The organism is Pseudomonas brassicacearum (assembly GCF_003732175.1).
GTDB lineage: Bacteria > Pseudomonadota > Gammaproteobacteria > Pseudomonadales > Pseudomonadaceae > Aquipseudomonas > Aquipseudomonas brassicacearum_G.
On the sequence record NZ_MOBI01000006.1, the window covers coordinates 43,316 to 62,497 of the forward strand.

Consider the following 19,182-nt stretch of genomic DNA (forward strand, 5'->3'; position numbering starts at 1 on the left):
GGCGATCCTATTTATCTACGAAGCGTTAATAGCGCCCAGACCTCGTGCTTTCACCTTTTGGTGACGGCATGCTGTTCTATGGCGGCTGTACGCGGGAGACCTTCGGGTCTGCCGGTTTCGTAGATAACCGGTTCGCCAACCTGCGTGCAGTTGCCACCCTTATTCGTTTGGCGACGGATGGGGTGGTTTCAAAAACTATCTACGAGGTACTTCAAATGCACCCATATCGTCCACTGACAACCAACCCAACCCCCGTCTGCGTTTTGGCCTACAACATCCTCGCACCGACCCATTTTCTCCACGAAACTGCCTGTAGCCGAATCCGCATCGGCACCGATCTGCTGGAAACCCTCACCTCGATCACCCTTCGCGATCTCAACGACAAAGACTTCTATCGGCTGATCAATGCCGCATATGTGTCATTGCGCGATGGGCTGGATTTGATGGAAGAGCTGCAACACCGCTTGGCTGCACAGGCTGCGCAAGCGAGCTAAGGTTGCTGCAATGCGTTCCCGCGCAGGGCGCGGGAATGTTCATTTCTCAAGAGGCCATTGGCGAGAGGTATGAACCAAGGCGAGTATCCATGCGGTTCCCTGATCCAGTTGATAGACCAGTCGGTAACTTTGATGAGGAATCAATTCGCGAGTACCAGAAATCGTCCCTACAGGACCGCATTCAGGATGGCGTGAGAGGCGAGAAACCGACTCGCTGAACCGGTTGTCCATCTCGATGGCTGCTTGTGGGTTTACTGAGTGGAGATAATCCCAAATATCTGCACGATCCTGTGCCGCGGCTGGCGTCCAGATTACCCTCATCCTTGTCTGGCTGCTTGAGTACGCCTGACAGCAAACTCGGCTTCTACTTCATCGTTTGTCAGGCCTTCGCCTGCCCGCATGGAGACTCGCGCAATGTCGACTTTACGTTGCAAGAACGCCTCGTACTCACGCGACTCCCGTTGCGTTTGAACAAACTGACGCATCATTTCCCGGACAATTTGCGACGCTGGCCGATGGGACGCTTCTGCTTCAGCCATGAACTGTTCGCGCAGTTCGGGTTCAAGTTTCATCGTAAAAACGGCTTGTTTGGACATGGTCTGGTTTCCGGGATTGAGTGCTGAAAAAGTATATACGTCTTCAGTACATATTCATTACCGCCCAGATATTGCCGCGACGAGCGGGCGAAAAATGGTTTCAAACCGCGCTCGGGCGAAGCGCCCCTGAAATCAGCCACCGCGAGTATTCAGATGGAACGCGATTGCCGGATTACGACTGCTCCGCAGTCGAACGGGGGCAAGCCCCCTCGCCACAGGTTTTGTGTTTTGCCCGCTACGCTAATTTGTTTCGAAACTTGACTGAATTTCCCCTCCAGTGCGATATTGATAGTTAGCCAACTAACATTGTGTAAATTCTCCCGTGTCCCAGACCCTCGACGCCCTTCAGATGAACATCAGCAGTGCCATGGTGGTGGCCGCGCGGCATTGGCGGAAAATCTGCCAGACCACGCTGGTCAACTACGGCATCTCCGAAGCCTGCGCCGTCCCGTTGTTGATGATCGGGCGGTTGGGCGAGGGTGTGCGGCAGGTGACAGTGGCGCAGGCGGCGGGGATGGAGAGCCCGTCGCTGGTGCGTTTGCTCGATCAGTTGTGCCAGTCCGGGTATGTCTGCCGCACTGAAGATCCCCTTGATCGTCGCGCCAAGTGCCTGAGCCTGACCGATACTGGCCGTGAGTTGGTGCAGGCGGTGGAAGCCGAGTTGGTGCGCTTGCGCCGTGTGGTGCTTGAAGGCATCGATCCGGCGGATCTTGAAGCTGCGCTGCGGGTGATTCGCGCGTTCGAGACGGCAGAGCAGCCGTTACCGGTGACCCCCTCGTGAACGGATTTTTTAGCGGCATACCGCCGGCCCGCGACTGGTTTTACGGTGTACGTACCTTCGCCGCGTCGATGATCGCGCTGTACATCGCCATGCTCATGCAAATGCCGCGTCCGTATTGGGCGATGGCCACGGTGTATATCGTTTCCAGCCCGTTCGTCGGGCCGACCAGTTCCAAGGCGTTGTACCGCGCCATCGGCACCTTTACCGGTGCGGCAGCGGCGTTGCTGTTTGTGCCGATGTTCGTCCAGAGCCCGTATGTGCTGGTGCTTGTCATCGCGCTGTGGACCGGCACCCTGCTGTTTCTGTCGATGCATTTGCGCACCGCCAATAACTACGCGCTGATGCTTGCCGGCTACACCTTGCCGCTGATCGCCCTGCCGGTGGTGGATAACCCGTTGGCGGTGTGGGATGTGGCAGAAGCGCGGACCGAGGAGATCTTCCTCGGCATCGTCTGCGCAGCGGTGGTTGGCAGTATGTTCTGGCCACGGCGGCTGGCGCCGGTGTTCGATGACTCGGTCAGCAAGTGGTTCAGCGATGCGGTGACCTACAGCCAGCGCTTCCTGACCCGTAATGTGCAGCCAGACGAAGTCAGCACCTTGCGCGCCTCGATGGTTGCCACGTTCAACTCCCTGGAATTGATGATCGGCCAGTTGCCCCACGAAGGTGCGCGACCGCAAACCGTGCGCAACACCAAAGAACTGCGCGGGCGAATGATTCACCTGCTGCCGGTGGTGGATGCGCTGGACGATGCGTTGTATGCCTTGCAGCGCCGCACTCCCGAACTTGTGGATAAGTTCGCGCCATTGCTGGCCGCGACCGTTGAATGGCTTGACCGCACGGACGCTTCGGTCGAGCACTGGCAAGCCCTGCGCGCTCAACTTGAAGCCCTGCAACCGAGTGCCGAAGCGCTGGATGATCGCAAGCAATTGCTGTTTTCCAACGCGTTGTATCGCCTGGGTGAATGGATCGATTTGTGGCAAGACCTGCGCAGCCTGCAGGAAGCGATTCGTTGCGAAAGCCAGGACAACTGGCGTGCGGTCTACCGTCATTGGCGACTGGGTCGGCTGACACCTTTTCTCGACCGTGGCTTGATGCTGTATTCGGCGGCATCGACGGTGCTGGCGATCATCGTCGCCTCGGTGCTGTGGATTCTGCTCGGCTGGACCGACGGCGGCAGCGCGGTGATTCTGGCGGCGGTGGCGTGCAGCTTTTTCGCCGCGATGGACGACCCGGCACCGCAGATTTACCGGTTCTTTTTCTGGACTGCGATGTCGGTGCTGTTCGCCAGCCTCTACCTGTTTTTGATCCTGCCGAACCTGCATGACTTTCCGATGCTGGTGCTGGCGTTTGCCGTGCCGTTTATCTGCGTCGGCACCCTGACCGTACAGCCGCGTTTTTACCTCGGCATGCTGCTGACCATCGTCAACACCTCGTCGTTTATCAGCATCCAGGGCGCCTACGACGCGGACTTTTTGAGCTTCGCCAACTCCAACCTCGCCGGGCCCATCGGCTTGTTGTTTGCTTTTATCTGGACCCTGGTGGCGCGGCCCTTTGGTTCAGAGCTGGCGGCCAAGCGCCTGACCCGTTTCAGCTGGCGCGATATCGTCGGCATGACCGAGCCGGCGAATCTCGCCGAACACCGGCACTTGGGTGTACAGATGCTCGATCGGCTGATGCAGCATTTGCCGCGTCTGGCGATGACCGGTCAGGACACCGGTATAGCACTGCGCGAAGTCCGTGTGGCGCTGAACCTGCTGGACTTGCTGGCGTACGCGCCACGGGTGCAGGGTGTGCCGAACGTCTTGCTGCAGCAGGTGGTGGCCGAGGTCGGCGAGTACTTCAAGGCCTGTCTCAAGGCTGGCGAACGTTTGCCAGCACCGGCGCCGTTGCTGATGACTCTGGATCGCACCCGGCGCGCCGTCAATGGCCAAGGCCTGGAAGATGACGGCGAAACCCGCCTGCACCTGCTGCACGCCCTCGCCGGTCTGCGTCTGGCGCTGTTGCCGGGCGTGGAGTTCATCGGCAACGAGACCGATGAACCGTTTCCCCAAGGTATCGATGGAGCGCCTTTATGATCGGTGATCTGGACATCAGCGGGGTGTTCCTGCCCACATTGCTGGTGCTGATGGGCATTACGTACGTGCTGTACCTGGTGGTGCACGGGTTACTGACGCGCCTGCACTTTTATCGTCTGGTCTGGCACCGGGCATTGTTCAACGTTGGTCTTTACGCCTTGCTGCTCGGCGCCGTGGACTCACTCAGTCGATACCTGATGACATGAAAAAACCTATTTTGACCCTTGGCCGTGTGGTGTTGACCCTGTTGGTGGTGACCTTTGCGGTCGTTGTGGTCTGGCGCATGGTGATGTATTACATGTTCGCTCCGTGGACCCGTGACGGGCACATTCGCGCGGATGTCGTGCAGATCGCTCCGGACGTTTCCGGGCTGATTCAGCAAGTGGAAGTGCGCGATAACCAACCGGTGAAGCGCGGCCAGGTGCTGTTCAGCATCGACCAGGACCGTTTCAAACTGGCGTTGCGCCAGGCCAAAGCTGCGGTCGCCGACCGTCAGGAAACCCTGGCCCAGGCGCAACGTGAAGCCAAGCGCAACCGTGGCCTGGGCAATCTGGTGCCGGGTGAGCAACTGGAAGAAAGCCAGTCCCGCGCGGCCCGCGCCGAAGTGGCGTTGTCCGAGGCTCAAGTGTCGGTGGACAGCGCCCAGCTCAACCTCGACCGCTCGGTAATCCGCAGCCCGGTGGACGGTTACGTCAACGACCGCGCACCACGTACTCAGGAGTTCGTCACCGCCGGGCGTCCGGTGTTGTCGGTGGTGGACAGCAATTCCTTCCACATCGACGGCTATTTCGAAGAAACCAAACTCGACGGCATTCATGTGGGCCAAGGCGTCGATATTCGCGTGATCGGCGACCGTGCACGGTTGCGCGGGCATGTCGAAAGTATCGTTGCCGGCATCGAAGACCGTGACCGCAGCAGCGGTTCGAACCTGCTGCCCAACGTTAACCCGGCGTTCAGTTGGGTGCGGTTGGCGCAGCGGATTCCGGTGCGGATTGCCTTCGATGACGTGCCGGCAGATTTCCGCATGATTGCCGGTCGTACCGCGACCGTGTCGATCATCGGCGACAAGCCTGAGCAGGAGCCAGAGCAATGAAAGCGACCGCCTGTTTAGCGACGGCCGGTCTCGGCTTGCTGCTGTCGGCCTGTCAGGTGGTTGGCCCGGATTACCATTTGCCTAAAGAAGCGGCGGTGCACCGCGAGGACTTTCAGGGCGATCTGACCGCACACGGTAAAAACGTGGTGTCGGCGCCGGTGCCGGGCGACTGGTGGCGGTTGTACCAGGACCCGCGTCTGGATGCGCTGGTGCGTCAGGCCATGGCCACCAACACCGATTTGCGGGTGGCGGCAGCCAATCTGTCGCGCGCCCGTGCCCAGGTCGAACAAGCCGAGTCGGCAGGCGGCTGGAGTGGTGGCGTGAAAGTCGGCGCCCAGCGTTTGCAGGAGTCTGGCGAGGCATTTCTGATACCGGAAAAGGTTCCAGTGGCCAATGTCGGTGACATCGGCATCACCACCTCTTATCAGTTCGATCTGTTTGGCACGTTGCAGCGCGGCATCGAAGCGGCGAAGGCCAATGCCGATGCGACGCAAGCCGCGGCGGACACTGCGCGCATCACTCTGGTCGCCGACGTCGTGCGTGCGTATACCCAAGTCTGCGCGGCCAACGAAGAGCGTGAAATCGCCGAACACTCTCTGGACCTGCAAGGCCAGAGCACCGCGCTGACTCAGCGGCTGCGCGATGCCGGGCGCGGCGACGAAACCCAGGTCACCCGTTCGCAAACCCAGTTCAAATCCTTGCGCGCCGATATGCCGCGCTATGAAGCCGCCCGTCAGGCCGGGCTGTTCCGTTTGTCGATGCTGTTGGCCAAACCGGTGGATCAATTACCCGCCGGGACCAGCAGCTGTCATGAGCTGCCAAAGATTGCGCAATTGTTGCCGGTCGGTGACGGTGCCACCTTGCTCAAACGGCGACCGGATGTGCGTCAGGCCGAACGTCAACTGGCGGCCGCGACGGCGGACATCGGCGTTGCTACCGGTGCGCTTTATCCGGATATCAGCATCGGGGCGACCGTCGGCACCGTGGGTATTCTCGATCACCTCGGTCAACCGCAAACCAATCGCTGGGGCTTCGGCCCGTTGCTGACCTGGACAGTGCCGTCCAACGGCTCCCGGGCACGTGTGCGTGAGGCCGAAGCGGCGACGCAAGGTGCATTGGCGCACTTTGACGGGGTGGTGTTGAACGCGATCCGCGAAACCCAGACCGGTCTGGCGCAGTATTCCGCGCTGTTGCAGCGCCGCGATGCCTTGGTCGATGCCGAGCAATCGGCGCAGCTGGCGGCGGACCAGACACATCGCTTCTTCCAGGCGGGTCGGGCGTCGTTTCTCGCCGATTTGCAGGCGACCCGCACCTACACCGACGTGCGTGCACAGGTGGCGGCCGCCAATACTCAGGTTGCCATGAGCCAGATCGACTTGTTCCTGGCGCTGGGCGGCGGTTGGGAAAGCGGACGAACGCAAGGTTCACAGCCAACGAAACCCTGAGGCCGTTGCTATGCTTTTACATGTCGGGTCTGCACAGGCGGGTCCGGCAGTCAAAGCTCGCATTGGTCATGGGGATTCCAATAATGAAAAACCCTTATGCTCCCGGCTTCTGGTGCGCAATTGTCGCGCTGGTGCTGCTCTCGGCTACGTATTTTTATGGCGTGATGCTGGCGCACCAGCTTGATAAGGCTTTGATCTTTCTCGACAGTGCCAGTGCGCTGATCGGGGTGATGTCGATCGCAGTCGTCGCCTGGGCTTCGCTGCAAACCCGGCGGATCAAGAAAAAACAACTCGAACAAGGCAAGACCCTGGTGCTGATCTGGGACACCAAGGTGGCGTTGCGCCGGGTTGAAACGGTATTCGACCGGTATTTCTGGGGCAGTTACTGGCAACCGGGGCGCACTTTCCAGGAAGTCATGGGCGAACTCACTGGCACCCCGCTGGAAAAAAGCCTCGAAGCGCTCAAAACCCAATGCCTGGCCCTCGACAAACAGGTCACCGATGAAGGCTGGCACTGGCTGAACAACGCCCGCGAACTGTCTGACGTGGCCAACGCCATGGCCCGCGAACGCTATCAACTGGATTTTTGCGACCCGCGCTCGGAATCACCCAATGGCGCGGTGATCAATCGGGATTTTGAAGTGCTGGTCTATACGTGGACGGCACGGCTGAAAAGCTTTGATCATCAGCTCGATGAGATCGAAGTGCAGTATTCCTGATCCGATGTTGGCAGGACTACCGCCATCGCGAGCAGGCTCGCTCCCACATTGGATCTGTGATCAACGCAAATCCCCTGTGGGAGCGAGCCTGCTCGCGATGGCGATCGAGTAAGCAACGCAAATCCCGCCCCGCGCTCCATAGACACTCTTTCACCTTTAATCATTGGGCCGCTCCACGGCACAAATGCTAATCTCATCGCACTTTTAGCGGAGTCTAGCCGCAACCCGTCGAGGGTTCAGGGAAGACGACCACACTTTCAACAACGGACATTGATCGGGTTATTCATGAATAAATCAGCAGGCGTACTTCTGGGAATCGTCGTCGCCATCGGCGCAATCAGCGCCGGCGGCGCCTGGTACACCGGCACGAAACTGGAAGGGGTGCTGCAAACCTCGATCGCCGACGCCAACAAAGAGCTGCAAACGGCGATGGTCGGTTCCAAAGGCACCGCGACCCTGGAGCTGGTGTCGCTGGATCGCCAATTGTTCAGCAGCACCGCGCACTACCGCCTCAAGGGCCAGGGCGAAATGTTTGGCGAGAACCCGGAAGGCGTAGAGCTGTTGTTCGTTGACCATATCGAACACGGCCCACTGCCATTCTCGCGTCTGGTGTCGCTGAAATGGCTGCCGGTCATGGCGACGAATCACTATTCGCTGGAAAAGACCCCGACCACCGAAAAGTGGTTCGCCGCCACCAAGGACGCGTCTCCACTCAAGGGTGTGGTCAACATCGGCTATGACCGTGCCACCAGCGGCAACCTTGAACTGCTGCCTGTCGACACGGCACTGGACGACAAGTCCACGCTGAAGTTCTCCGGTCTGAACCTCGACGTGTCGGCCAGCGCCCAGGCACAGAAGGTCAAGGTGGACGGTTACATGGACAGCCTCACGCTGACCAGCGTTGGCGAAGATCAGTCCCCGGTGAAAGTCGAATTGAATGGCCTGACCCTGGCCAGCAACCTCAGCAAAAGTAGCTATGGCTACTACCTGGGGGAAAACGTCGTCGAGCTGACCAGCACCAGGACTACCTTTGGCGACAAACAGTCGGTGATGACCTTCAAAAACGCTGAAATGAAGAGCTCGACCACCGAGTCCGGGACCAACGCGGCAGGGCGTGCCGATTACAAGATTGGCGAAATCGCCCTCAACGACAAGCCCCTCGGCTCCGCGAAAATGGCCTGGAGCATGAAAAACCTCGATATCCCGTCGACGCTGTCGCTGGTGCAGATCTACCAGAACAAACTGCAGCCCTACGAAGCGGCCGCCGCTGCCGCTGCCGCAGCGGGTGAACCAGCGCCCGAGCTGAACCTGACCGAAGCCGAGCAGGCACAGGTCAAGGCGAGCCTGGAGACACTGCTGGCTGCCCAGCCACAGGTCGCGCTGGAGAACTTTTCGTTCACCACCCCGAACGGTGAAAGCCGTGCCAGCCTGGTGATTGACCTGACCAAGCCGACATCGCTGGACCTGCCACCCGACCAGTTGGGCAAGCAAATGATTGCCCTGCTGGACTTCAATCTGAAGATCTCCAAGCCGATGATCACCGATCTGGTGACGGTGCAGGCGCAGATGGAAGGCCAGACCGACGTCAAAGCCGTTGCCGATCAAGCCGCTGCGACCAGCGACATGGTCAGCAGCATGGCTGTCGGTACGCAACTGGCGACGCTGGACGGCAACAACATCGTTTCCAAACTGCACTACGCCAATAATCAGGTGGACTTCAACGGCCAGAAGATGACCGTCGAACAGTTTGTCGGTTTCGTGATGAGCAAGCTCAACACTGCTGGCGCACCCCAGTAAACGACCCACCGCTGGACTTAAGCGAACGCTCTAGACCGCAGCTTACAAGCTAGCGCCCGGCCATCCGAACTTGCGGATTGGCTGGGCGTTTTGCTGTCTGGTGCCCGCAAATCAAGGCTGTAGGGCGCACGGGGGTTAAGCCGTTGTACTGAATCTGAACAAATGTTGTGTTCCTGATAGTGGTCTAACCTTGCGTGAAATACTGCGTTTGCAAAACCTTGTCGGGTGATTGCCCGACTTCCCGTTTCGAACCAGGCAAGGGGGGTATGAGACTCCGGCTCGCCATGTAAGGATGCTGACGAATGCCACGTATTACTCGTCCTTTTATTGTTCTTGGCTTGCGCCCTCTGATTCGCGTGGCTTTGTGCAGCCAACTGCTTTGGCCGAGTCTGGCGTTCGCGGATACCGCCTACGACCAAATGATTCGCGATGCGCGTACTGGTAACTACGCACCGGTGTTGACGCTGTTACGCAACGTGCCTGCTAACCAGGTGACCACCGGCCAGATCAGCGACCATTTGCAGATCGCCAGTTGGGCCGGTCTCGACGCCGAAGTGGTTCAGGTCTATGAAACCCAGGGGCGCAACCGGGTGCTGCCGATTCAGGCGCTGACCGCCACCGCTCGTGCCTACCGCAATCTCAAGCGCTGGGACTCTGCCACCGAGCTCTACCGCAAGGCACTGGCGCTCGAGCCTGCGAATGCTGACCTGCAACTCGGCCTGGCCATGACCCAGGCTGATTCTGGAAACCCCGTCGAGGCCGTCAACCATGCCAAGGCTCTCGTCGCGGCCAAACCTGACGATCCGGCCCGGCGCCTGGCGCTGGGCTACGCCTTGACCCGTTCCGGTGCGACCTATGACGCGTTGTTCGAATACGACCAGGCGTTCATCCGCGCCGGGAGCAAACCTGACGTCGCCCGCGAATACGTTTTCGCCCTGCAACGCGCACGGCTGCCAGAGCCGGCTTTGCGTCTGGCCCGTCAACGTCCGGGATTGATCGATCCGGTGACGCAGCGCCGCCTCGAAGGTGATGTGGCGGCAGAGCGCGTGCGGCTGGCGGAATTTGCCACGCGCAGTGAAAAAGAACGTTACGACATCGCCGATCGTGCCTTGAGCGACTACGACCAGTTGCTGGCGACCTGGACCCCGGATGCACAGGCTCACGACGACGTGGTTCGTTGGCGCATCGACCGCATGGGCGCACTCAAGGCCCGCGCGCGCACGGCTGAGGTCATCGGCGAATACCAGAAACTGCTCGCTGAAAACGTGAAAATTCCAACCTACGCCATGCGTTGGGTGGCGGCTTCCTATCTGGATCAACGTCAACCGGACGTCGCGACAGACTTGTATCGCCAAGTGCTGGTCGCACCGGACGCCGACCCGGCTGACCGGGTAGAAGACACCACGGCGCTGTTCTACGCCTTGATGGAAAGCGACAAACCGCAGGAAGCACGCACCGTCGCCGAAAACCTGGCCAAGACTCAGAGCTCGCGGGTGGAGCTCAAAGGCTTGCCGATCGGCAATCCCAACGATTCATGGATGGACGCGCAACAACTGGCCGCCCAGGCGGGCATCTATAGCGGTAACTTGCCCGCTAGCCAGCAAGGCCTGGATGCCTTGGTCGAACAAGCACCGGGCAACGTCGGTTTGCGTCTGGCGCAGGCGAATGTCTACCTGGCGCGTGCCTGGCCACGCCGTGCAGAAAATCTGCTCAAGGAAACCGAGAGCATGGCGCCGCGAGATATCGGTCTGGAAGTCGCGCAAGGGCATACCGCGCAGGATTTGCAGGAGTGGCGCCAGCTCGATGCGTTGACCGATGACGTCGCTGCGCGATTCCCGGACAACCGTGCGGTGCAGCGTTTGAAGCGTCAGCGTGAGGTGCACGACATGGCCGAACTGCGCGTGTCGACTTATGGCGGCAAGAGTTATGGCGGTGGCAGCAACGGTGCCGGTGCAGTCGCTGGCAGCAAGGACTTTGGCATTGAGACCACGCTCTACAGTCCACCGATCGATGAGGACTGGCGTGTGTTTGCAAGTGCCGGTTATGCCACTGGTGACTTCCAGGAAGGCACCGGTCGTGACCGTGTCGAACGGCTTGGTATCGAGCGCCGAACCCGCGATATGACACTGGAAGCGGAAGTCTCCAATCACGACTTCGGCTATGGCAACAAACAGGGCGCGCGCCTGTCGATTGCCCGTGACATCAATGATGCCTGGCAGTATGGCGGCAGCCTCGACTACCTCTCGGCCAATACGCCGCTGCGGGCACTGAACAGTGACGTCACCGCCAACGGCGGCAGCGGTTTCCTGCGCTGGCGCGCCAACGAAAGCCGCGAGTGGAAACTGGCGGTCAGCCCGTCGCACTTCAGCGATGGCAACAATCGTCTCGAAGCATTGCTGACCGGACGCGAAGGCGTGTACAGCGCGCCGGGGGTGCAGGTCGACCTCGGTCTGGAGGTCGGCACCAGCCACAACAGCAAGAATGAGGACGTTCCCTACTTCAACCCCAAGTCGGACTTCAGCGTCCTGCCGACGGTCAGCGTCAATCACGTGCTCTATCACCGCTACGAAACTTCGTGGAGTCAGCAGTTCCAGGTCGGTGCCGGTACATACAGCCAGCGTGATTACTCCACTGGCGGTGTAGGCCTGCTCAGCTACGGCCAGCGCTTGAGCTGGAATGATGTGTTCGAGGTCGGTGCCGCGCTGAGCGCGATCAACCGGCCCTTCGACGGCGATCGAGAAACCGATCTGCGCCTGCTCGTCGACCTTACCTACCGTTTCTAGAAGAGTTTGAAGATGCCTCTGATGACCCGTTGCATCCTTCTGCTGGGCGTTTTGCTGATCAGCGCCTGCGCCCGGCAAGCCCCGACCTTTGCGCCACCGGCACAGCGACCGCTGCCGGCCAATGAAGCGCCATGGCCGAAAAACCATGTGTTGGGAATTGCCTATCACGATGTCGAAGACCGCGACCCTGATCAGGCGCTCGTTGCGGTGCGCACCGAGCGGATGATCGAGCAGCTCGCGTGGCTGCGTGAGAACGGCTACAAACCCGTCACCGTCGATCAGATCATCGCCGCGCGCAAGGGGGGGGCCGAACTGCCAGCCAAAGCCATTCTGTTGAGTTTCGACGATGGTTATTCGAGCTTCTACACCCGTGTGCTACCGGTGCTGCGGGCCTATAACTGGCATGCCTTGCTGGCGCCCGTCGGTACCTGGATCGATACACCACCGGATAAGCTCGTGGACTTCGCAGGTGATATGCGACCGCGTTCGGAGTTTTTGACCTGGACGCAGATCACTGAAATTTCCAGGTCCGGGCTGGTGGAAATCGCCGCTCACACCGACGCCAGCCACAAAGGCATCCTGGCCAATCCGCAAGGCAACCTGCAGCCGGCGGCGGCGACTCGTCGTTATGACGCTGCGACCGGTCGCTATGAGTCGGAAGCGGATTTCCAGGCTCGTCTGCGCAAGGACGTGGTCACCATTACCGAAAAAATCCGCAAGGCTACCGGTTATAACCCGCGTGTATGGGTCTGGCCGTACGGCACGGCCGATGGCACCGCATTGCAGGTGGTTGATTCCCAGGGTTACCAGATGGCCCTGACCCTGGATGACGGGCTCGATGCACTCGACAACCTGATGAGCAGTCCGCGTTTCCTGGTGGCCTCGGACCCGGATGGCGAACACTTTGCCAACAGCATCGTCGCGGTGCAGTCCAGCTCACCGATGCGCGTGGTGCATGTCGACCTGGACAACGTTTATGACCCGGACCCGGCCCAGCAGGAAGTCAATCTGGGCAAGCTGATCCAGCGCATGGCCGACATGGGCGCCAACACCGTGTTCCTGCAAGCCTTCGCCGATCCACAGGGCGACGGTCTGGTGCACTCGTTGTACTTCCCGAACCGCCACCTTCCGGTTCGCGCCGACATCTTCGACCGGGTGGCCTGGCAGTTGCGTACTCGCGCCCACGTCAAGGTTTTTGCCTGGATGCCGGTGCTCAGCTTTGCCCTCGATCCAAAACTGCCCCGGGTCACCCGTTGGGACCCGGCCACAGGCCAGACCTCGGTTGACCCGGGACAGTATCGACGGCTGTCGCCGTTCGACCCGAACGTGCGGCGCATCATCGGTGAAATCTACGAGGACGTGGCGCGTCTGACCTCGGTCGACGGCATCCTCTACCACGACGATGCAGTGCTGTCGGACTTCGAGGACGCCAGTCCCGAGGCCTTGCGCACCTATGCGGCCAACGGCTTGCCGGGGGCGATGGCGGCCCTGCGCGATGATCCGGCGATGATGCAGCGCTGGACTCGGTTCAAGAGTCGCTACCTGATCGACTTCACCAAAGAGCTCACCGCCAAGGTTCGCGCCATTCGTGGGCCACAGGTGCTGACGGCGCGCAACATCTTCGCCGAACCGATGCTCAATCCGCCCAGTGAGGCTTGGTTCGCGCAGAACCTCGACGACTTCCTCGGCACCTACGACTGGACCGCACCGATGGCTATGCCGTTGATGGAAGGTAAACCCCTCAAGCAATCGGGTGAATGGCTCGAAGAGTTGGTGGCCACGGTCAAGGTCCGGCCGGGAGCACTGGAGCGCACGGTGTTCGAATTGCAGGCCCGGGACTGGACGAAGAAAAGCGGCGCCGACATCGATGGCGGGCAACTGACTGACTGGATGGGTCGCCTCAAACGCCAGGGAGCGACCAGTTTCGGTTACTACCCGGACAACTTCCTTGAGAACCAGCCGGACCTGAAAACCGTGCGTCCCGCGCTCTCCGACAAGTGGAATCCATAACATGCGGGATAGACTTCTAGCTCTGCTGGTCCTGGCGATCGTCCTGGGGATTCCCCTGGGGCTGATCTTTCTGGTCACCGGGCAATTCTTGATGGACTTCGTGTTTTTCTATCCGCTGTTCATGTCCGGACTGTGGATCGCCGGTGGCCTGTATTTCTGGCTGCACTGGGAGCGCCACTGGCCGTGGAAGGACGATACGCTGCCACCGCCGCTGGCGGGTGAGCCGCTGATTTCGATCCTCATCCCTTGCTACAACGAGGGCGATAACGCGGCCGATACCATTCACGCCGCGCTGGGCCAGCATTACCCGAACATCGAAGTGATCGCCATCAACGACGGCTCCAAGGACAACACCGCCGCCGTCCTCGATGCTATCGCTGCCGAGGACCCGCGCCTGCGGGTGTTGCACCTGGCGGAAAACCAGGGCAAAGCGGTGGCCTTGCGCATGGGCGCCATTGCCGCGCGCAGTGAGTACCTGGTGTGTATTGACGGCGATGCCTTGCTCGCGCCGAACACGGCGGCCTATCTGGTGGCTCCCATGCTGGACAACGCCCGGCTTGGTGCGGTGACCGGCAACCCACGGATTCGAACCCGTTCAACGCTGGTCGGGCGTGTTCAGGTCGGCGAGTTCTCTTCGATCATCGGTTTGATCAAGCGCACCCAACGGGTCTTCGGGCGGATTTTTACCGTGTCCGGGGTGATTGTGGCGTTCCGTCGTTCGGCGTTGCATCGGGTCGGCTATTGGAGCCCGGACATGATCACCGAAGACATCGACATCAGTTGGAAGCTGCAACTGGATCACTGGAGCATCTTCTACGAGCCACGCGCACTGTGCTGGATTCTGATGCCGGAAACCCTGTCCGGGTTGTGGAAGCAGCGTTTGCGTTGGGCCCAGGGCGGCGCCGAGGTGCTGTTCAAAAACATCCGCGGCATCTGGCAATACCGCCATCGCTACCTCTGGCCGCTGCTGTTCGAGTACTGCCTGTCCACCGGCTGGGCCTTCGCCTTTTTGCTGTCGGTGATTTTCTGGGGCGTGGGCAAGTTCGTCGACATGCCGGCCGCCATTGCCGTGCACCACTTGCTGCCGCCGGCCTTCACCGGGCTGTTGCTGGCGATGGTTTGCTTGCTGCAATTCGCGGTCAGCATCCTGATCGACCGTCGCTACGAGCGCGGGCTGTGGAAAACCATGTTCTGGGTGGTCTGGTATCCGTTGGTGTTCTGGTTCATCAGCCTGCTCACCACCCTGGTCAGCTTCCCCAAAGTTCTGTTTGGCCAACATCAGAAGCGTGCTCGCTGGGTCAGTCCCGACCGTGGCATCAAGCCGCTGAATGAGGATGACGATGACGAGGAGTTCAGCAAATGAAAATCATCAGAACCCGTCAACGACCATTTCTGGTCGTCATCGATGCCTTTTTCACGGTATTGGCCTGGTTCGGCTTGCTGTACCTGCTGGTAAGCGGCCTCTGGCCATTGATTGATACCCACGAAGGGTTGCGTATCGAATCGACGATGCTCGACGACCTTGGCACGCTGCAAATCTACTTGTGGGTGGCGCTGTTCAACGCGGTGGTCCTGATCTCCTGGGCGCGTTACCAGCACCGCAAGAGCAAAAGCTTCGCCCAGCGTCGTCTACCGGCACCGGTGATCGATGACAAAGACTTGAGCATAAGCTTCAACCTGACCGAAGAGCATCTGGCTCAGCTGCGCGATCTGGGAACCATGGTGATCCACAACAACGAAGACGGCGACGTCAGCCACGTTGTCCCACGCTTCTTGCGCATCGATCCCGAGCTCCAGAAGCAGTTGCACCCGCCGGCCTCACTGGTGCATCAGAAGGCGTTGGTGTTGGCGGCAAATGACGATCAGATGCCTGTGACGTGAGCTGCGGTAAGGTTTGACTGAAAGTTTTACAGGGCTATTGCGGTCTGAGTGTTCAGGGCATTGGCGTCGTTCGTCGAAAGCGAGCACTATCGAGCCAATTACTGGTGCGTTGGAGGCCAGCTGTGACACAACGAATAGACCGCATTGCCCAATTGCTCAACTGCCCGATCAAGGGCGAAGAAATGCGTCGGGCGATCACTGAAGCGCGCAAGGACTTTCTTCTCGACGACGATGAAGAGGATGACGACGAGGAGGAGCCTGCCGAGGTGGATGTCGTGGATGAAAAGTCATCCAGGGCATGACTACCACCAACTGCGGTTGCTCTCCAGCTCGCCCCTGCATTGCCGGAGTTGCCAGCCATAGTCTTTCGCCTGTTGCTCAACCTTGCGCGCGACCTGCACCAGCCAGGGTTTTTGCAGATAGCTCTGGCGACTGAACCCGCCACGTCCTTCATGGTAGGCAAGGTACTGGCTGTAGGCGTCCCACTTGGATACCCCCAACTGACGCTGAGTGCCGGCGACGTACCAGCCGACGAACATGATCGCGTCGTCAAAGTTGTCACGCGAACCGCCGTTGCCGGTCGCGCTCTTGTACTCGCCCCACACCGGATCCTGCGCCTGGGCATAGCCGTATGCCGAGCTGACCCGTCCCCAGGGAATGACCCACAAAAAGTAGTAGCGAGGGGGCAGGGCATCGTGCACAAAGCTGCTTTCCTGTTTGATGATCGCCATCGCCACATGCGGTGGCAGGCCCCAGGCCTTCTCCATTTTCAGCGAATCTTCGTACCAGGCCGGGTATTGGCGGTAGATGCTGCAAAGGTTGCTTTGCTCTCTTGGCGGTGTCGTCGAACAACCCGCCAACAAGCCCAAGGCGATGAGTACGACTAAAAAACGTCCGTGCAAAAAACACTCACTTGGCGGTTGGCCAATCCTTATCGGTTAAAAACAGGGTGGGGGATACAGCGCGATCGTTGTTTGCGAACAAGCCAGCCGCCAAACCACAGACTACCCAAGAAACCACCCAAGAAACTACCTAAGAAATCAGCATGGAACCGGCGCGAGGGCAGGTCGTGGCTGTGTTGACCGTCCGGCGCGAGCTGGCGAAACAGCTCGGCCTGAGCCCTGATGGCGTCAAATATCATCTGGACAAACTGCGGGTAGCCGGGGTAATCCGGCATGTGGGCCCAACGAAAATCGGATATTGGGAAGTGCTCAAATAACTGAGATTGGTAAAGCCGAATGCGTGACACAGAGTCGTGTAGCCGACCATTTTTCTCAAGAACCCGACAGGTGAGCCTCTTTCCTGGCACCTAAAAAAAACTCCGAACTCAAGACCCAGACGATATTGAGTGCGCTTTTTTCTCTTGCTTGAGATCGCCTTGCCGCACTCGTTTTGGCGAACGAACCAGCGGCCAGAACAGCTCCTGCTGCCACGTCACCGGATGCAGATCCTCAATGCCATAGGTCGAGGGGCGACGCCGGGTGATCTTGGCCGTGCCGAACAGCACGTCCCAGAAGAACAGCAGGTTGCCGAAGTTTCCCTTGTAGTGGGTCACGCCATCATTAGCGTTCAAACCATGATGGGCCGCATGGGTGGCGGGGGTCGAAATGGTTCGTTCGAGGACCCACATCAGCGGACGCAAGGCCGGAATGCGGTAGAGTTTTTCGTCCCAGGCGACGCCGCTGTGCGCGGCGAAGATTACCGTCATCTTGACGATCAAGTAACCGTAGTAAACCGGTGCCAGGCCCAGGTAGATGAGGGCTCCGGCCAGCCAGATGCCTGGCATCAGCAGGTAGTAAAAGCTGTTGTTTCGGTAAACGATGCGAATGCTCATGTAGGGCGCCGAATGATGAGCGCGATGCAGGGCATAGAGAAACGGCAATCGATGGGTCAGGCGATGCCACCAGTACTGGGTCAAGTCATCGAACAGCAGAAACAACCCGAGGCCGGCCACCCAGTGAATGTTGGCCAGGCTGTTCTTGAGTTGAGGAACCAGACCGCCGAGCAGCAGGTTGCTGAGGAACATCACCAATGGAAAGGTGACACCCAGCAGGAGCGACGAACCAATGACCTCGATCAGCGTATCGCGGCGCTGACCTTTGGGTTGGCGGAAACAGGCGCACGCAATTTCCAGCAGGATGAAGCCCAGAAAAATTCCGGCGACGACCAGAATTGGATTGTTGACGAGCATTATTGTATTCATGGCAATCTCGAGTCAGGCCCGACTTGGGCATTGCCTGAGCAATAAGAAACCATGAGCCTTCCGGACAACATGTGCGAAATGGACAAAATCACTCGAGAAGAGGCCAATCAGCCAGCCCGCCGTTTTCATCGAGGGCAGCTCGGACAGGTTCTGGAACGTGTACTGCATAAGCAGACACGCAATAACCGACGTGATTACAGCCTGCTTGAGCTTGAGCAATTGTGGACGGCGGCGGCACAACAAGATCCCGCCATAGGCCTGCACCTGTTCGCCGGGTTCACGCCGCAGGACTGCCACGAGCTGACGTACATCTGCATGTATTGCCCGGACGTCAGCGCAGCCATCCAGTGCTGGTGTGACTATGCGGGGCTGGCGTCGGATATGGACAGCGTCAAGCTGATCAACGATGCCAATGGTCTGGGCGTAGAATTGCGTATCGACGCCCCCGCCAAACTGGCCCGCTACGTGGTGGAACATTACTGCGTGATGGCGGTGACCCAACTGCGCAAAGCCACGGGCGAACCGGTCCGGCCGGTGCTGGCTCACTTCGCCCATCCGCGACCAACCTACCACGCCGAATACGCCCGATGGTTCGGGGATAACATCGTGTTTGAGTGCGCGCATAACTGCCTGTATTACGACCCGAGCGTCTTGCGGTTACCTTTGCTGACGCGACACGATGGAATGGCGGAGTTGTTGCGCAGTGAAATGGACCGACGGATTGCCCGGCATCTCCAGCTCAATGGCTGGACCGGAAAAGTCGCGGCCGGCATGCGACAAAGCCTGGCGCGCGGCGTGGTACCCAGCCTGGAAAATCAGGCAGAGGCTCTGCACCAGAGCCCGCGTACTCTGCGCCGGCGCATGGAAGAGCAAGGCATGACATTCCGCCTGCTGCTCGACCTGGTGAGGGCCGAGCTGGAACAGCATCTTGAATTTCTGGGTGAGAACCGCGCGCAAATTGCCAGTCAGCTGGGTTACGGGGACCTGGCTGCGTATCTGCATGCGCGTAAACGATGGAGGCGTGACGTTATAGGGGCAGACAGGGAAGGATAGCCAGAAACAAGAAAGCCCGCACGGGGCGGGCCTCTTGGGGTGTTTCGTAGACTGTCTGAGACAGATCTAGACTGCTATATGGTGCACCAGGCGGGATTCGAACCCACGACCCCTGCCTTCGGAGGGCAGTACTCTATCCAGCTGAGCTACTGGTGCAATGCGGGCGCCATGATACTCATATGCGCTGCGGGCGTCCATGCTGCTGAATAGCCTGATGTTTCGCGCCCGCTGAGCGGGTGGTTACTACGTTGA

General features: G+C 59.6%; 19 protein-coding genes and 1 tRNA gene. 15 read left to right on the plus strand and 5 right to left on the minus strand.

The features are described 5' to 3' along the window. Window positions 1-68 precede the first annotated feature (68 nt). The gene (locus BK658_RS05575) at window positions 69-494 is read left to right on the plus strand and encodes a hypothetical protein (protein ID WP_259740053.1); all 426 of its coding nucleotides are present in this window, start codon (window positions 69-71) and stop codon (window positions 492-494) included. Between the two features lie 39 nt (window positions 495-533). On the opposite strand, the gene BK658_RS05580 is transcribed toward BK658_RS05575, so the two are convergent. Both BK658_RS05580 and BK658_RS05585 read right to left on the minus strand, forming a co-directional pair. Continuing rightward, window positions 534-815 (minus strand): type II toxin-antitoxin system RelE/ParE family toxin, encoded by a 282-nt coding sequence (locus BK658_RS05580; protein ID WP_123581428.1) that lies wholly within the window; start codon window positions 813-815, stop codon window positions 534-536. Continuing rightward, the gene (locus tag BK658_RS05585) at window positions 812-1,090 is read right to left on the minus strand and encodes a CopG family ribbon-helix-helix protein (protein WP_123581429.1); all 279 of its coding nucleotides are present in this window, start codon (window positions 1,088-1,090) and stop codon (window positions 812-814) included. The genes BK658_RS05580 and BK658_RS05585 overlap by 4 nt, the downstream gene beginning before the upstream one ends. Window positions 1,091-1,439: 349 nt before the next feature. Here BK658_RS05585 and BK658_RS05590 point away from each other — a divergent pair, with 349 nt between their 5' ends. The 12 genes from BK658_RS05590 (at window position 1,440) to BK658_RS05650 (ending at window position 15,976) form a co-directional block, all read left to right on the plus strand. Further along, a complete protein-coding gene (locus BK658_RS05590; protein ID WP_123581430.1) occupies window positions 1,440-1,871 on the plus strand; it encodes a MarR family winged helix-turn-helix transcriptional regulator in 432 nt (143 codons plus the stop codon). Beyond that, a complete protein-coding gene (locus tag BK658_RS05595; protein WP_123581431.1) occupies window positions 1,868-3,946 on the plus strand; it encodes an FUSC family protein in 2,079 nt (692 codons plus the stop codon). The genes BK658_RS05590 and BK658_RS05595 overlap by 4 nt, the downstream gene beginning before the upstream one ends. Continuing rightward, window positions 3,943-4,152 (plus strand): DUF1656 domain-containing protein, encoded by a 210-nt coding sequence (locus tag BK658_RS05600; protein ID WP_017478036.1) that lies wholly within the window; start codon window positions 3,943-3,945, stop codon window positions 4,150-4,152. The genes BK658_RS05595 and BK658_RS05600 overlap by 4 nt, the downstream gene beginning before the upstream one ends. Next, a complete protein-coding gene (locus BK658_RS05605) occupies window positions 4,149-5,039 on the plus strand; it encodes an efflux RND transporter periplasmic adaptor subunit (protein ID WP_123581432.1) in 891 nt (296 codons plus the stop codon). The genes BK658_RS05600 and BK658_RS05605 overlap by 4 nt, the downstream gene beginning before the upstream one ends. After that, window positions 5,036-6,484, plus strand: a complete 1,449-nt coding sequence (locus tag BK658_RS05610) for an efflux transporter outer membrane subunit (RefSeq protein ID WP_123581433.1) — start codon at window positions 5,036-5,038, stop codon at window positions 6,482-6,484. The genes BK658_RS05605 and BK658_RS05610 overlap by 4 nt, the downstream gene beginning before the upstream one ends. A gap of 83 nt (window positions 6,485-6,567) precedes the next feature. Further along, the gene (locus BK658_RS05615; RefSeq protein ID WP_123581434.1) at window positions 6,568-7,203 is read left to right on the plus strand and encodes an NADH:ubiquinone oxidoreductase subunit N; all 636 of its coding nucleotides are present in this window, start codon (window positions 6,568-6,570) and stop codon (window positions 7,201-7,203) included. Window positions 7,204-7,488: 285 nt separating this feature from the next. After that, window positions 7,489-9,000, plus strand: a complete 1,512-nt coding sequence (locus BK658_RS05625; protein WP_123581436.1) for a YdgA family protein — start codon at window positions 7,489-7,491, stop codon at window positions 8,998-9,000. Window positions 9,001-9,302: 302 nt separating this feature from the next. Continuing rightward, window positions 9,303-11,783: a poly-beta-1,6 N-acetyl-D-glucosamine export porin PgaA gene (gene pgaA, locus BK658_RS05630; RefSeq protein WP_123581437.1), complete on the plus strand. Its 2,481-nt coding sequence runs from the start codon at window positions 9,303-9,305 to the stop codon at window positions 11,781-11,783. 12 nt (window positions 11,784-11,795) lie between these two features. Then, on the plus strand, window positions 11,796-13,793 hold the full coding sequence (gene pgaB / locus BK658_RS05635) for a poly-beta-1,6-N-acetyl-D-glucosamine N-deacetylase PgaB (protein ID WP_123581438.1): 1,998 nt from the start codon (window positions 11,796-11,798) through the stop codon (window positions 13,791-13,793). 1 nt (window position 13,794) lies between these two features. Further along, on the plus strand, window positions 13,795-15,156 hold the full coding sequence (gene pgaC, locus BK658_RS05640) for a poly-beta-1,6-N-acetyl-D-glucosamine synthase (RefSeq protein ID WP_123581439.1): 1,362 nt from the start codon (window positions 13,795-13,797) through the stop codon (window positions 15,154-15,156). Further along, window positions 15,153-15,674: a poly-beta-1,6-N-acetyl-D-glucosamine biosynthesis protein PgaD gene (gene pgaD / locus BK658_RS05645; protein WP_123581440.1), complete on the plus strand. Its 522-nt coding sequence runs from the start codon at window positions 15,153-15,155 to the stop codon at window positions 15,672-15,674. The genes pgaC and pgaD overlap by 4 nt, the downstream gene beginning before the upstream one ends. Window positions 15,675-15,796: 122 nt before the next feature. Then, on the plus strand, window positions 15,797-15,976 hold the full coding sequence (locus BK658_RS05650) for a hypothetical protein (RefSeq protein WP_123581441.1): 180 nt from the start codon (window positions 15,797-15,799) through the stop codon (window positions 15,974-15,976). Here the strand turns inward: BK658_RS05650 and BK658_RS05655 are convergent, their stop codons facing one another. After that, entirely contained in the window at window positions 15,977-16,576 is a 600-nt protein-coding gene (locus BK658_RS05655) for a transglycosylase SLT domain-containing protein (protein ID WP_123581442.1), read from the minus strand. A gap of 143 nt (window positions 16,577-16,719) precedes the next feature. Between BK658_RS05655 and BK658_RS30660 the strand changes: the two genes are divergently transcribed. Further along, window positions 16,720-16,893 (plus strand): winged helix-turn-helix transcriptional regulator, encoded by a 174-nt coding sequence (locus tag BK658_RS30660; RefSeq protein ID WP_123581443.1) that lies wholly within the window; start codon window positions 16,720-16,722, stop codon window positions 16,891-16,893. A 108-nt stretch (window positions 16,894-17,001) separates the two neighbouring features. On the opposite strand, the gene BK658_RS05665 is transcribed toward BK658_RS30660, so the two are convergent. After that, the gene (locus tag BK658_RS05665) at window positions 17,002-17,877 is read right to left on the minus strand and encodes a sterol desaturase family protein (protein ID WP_123581444.1); all 876 of its coding nucleotides are present in this window, start codon (window positions 17,875-17,877) and stop codon (window positions 17,002-17,004) included. Between the two features lie 69 nt (window positions 17,878-17,946). Here BK658_RS05665 and BK658_RS05670 point away from each other — a divergent pair, with 69 nt between their 5' ends. Continuing rightward, window positions 17,947-18,930 carry an AraC family transcriptional regulator ligand-binding domain-containing protein gene (locus tag BK658_RS05670; protein ID WP_123581445.1) on the plus strand — a complete coding sequence of 328 codons (984 nt, stop codon included), beginning with the start codon at window positions 17,947-17,949 and terminating at the stop codon, window positions 18,928-18,930. A 79-nt stretch (window positions 18,931-19,009) separates the two neighbouring features. On the opposite strand, the gene BK658_RS05675 is transcribed toward BK658_RS05670, so the two are convergent. Further along, window positions 19,010-19,086 (minus strand) — tRNA-Arg (locus BK658_RS05675). Window positions 19,087-19,182: the final 96 nt, after the last annotated feature.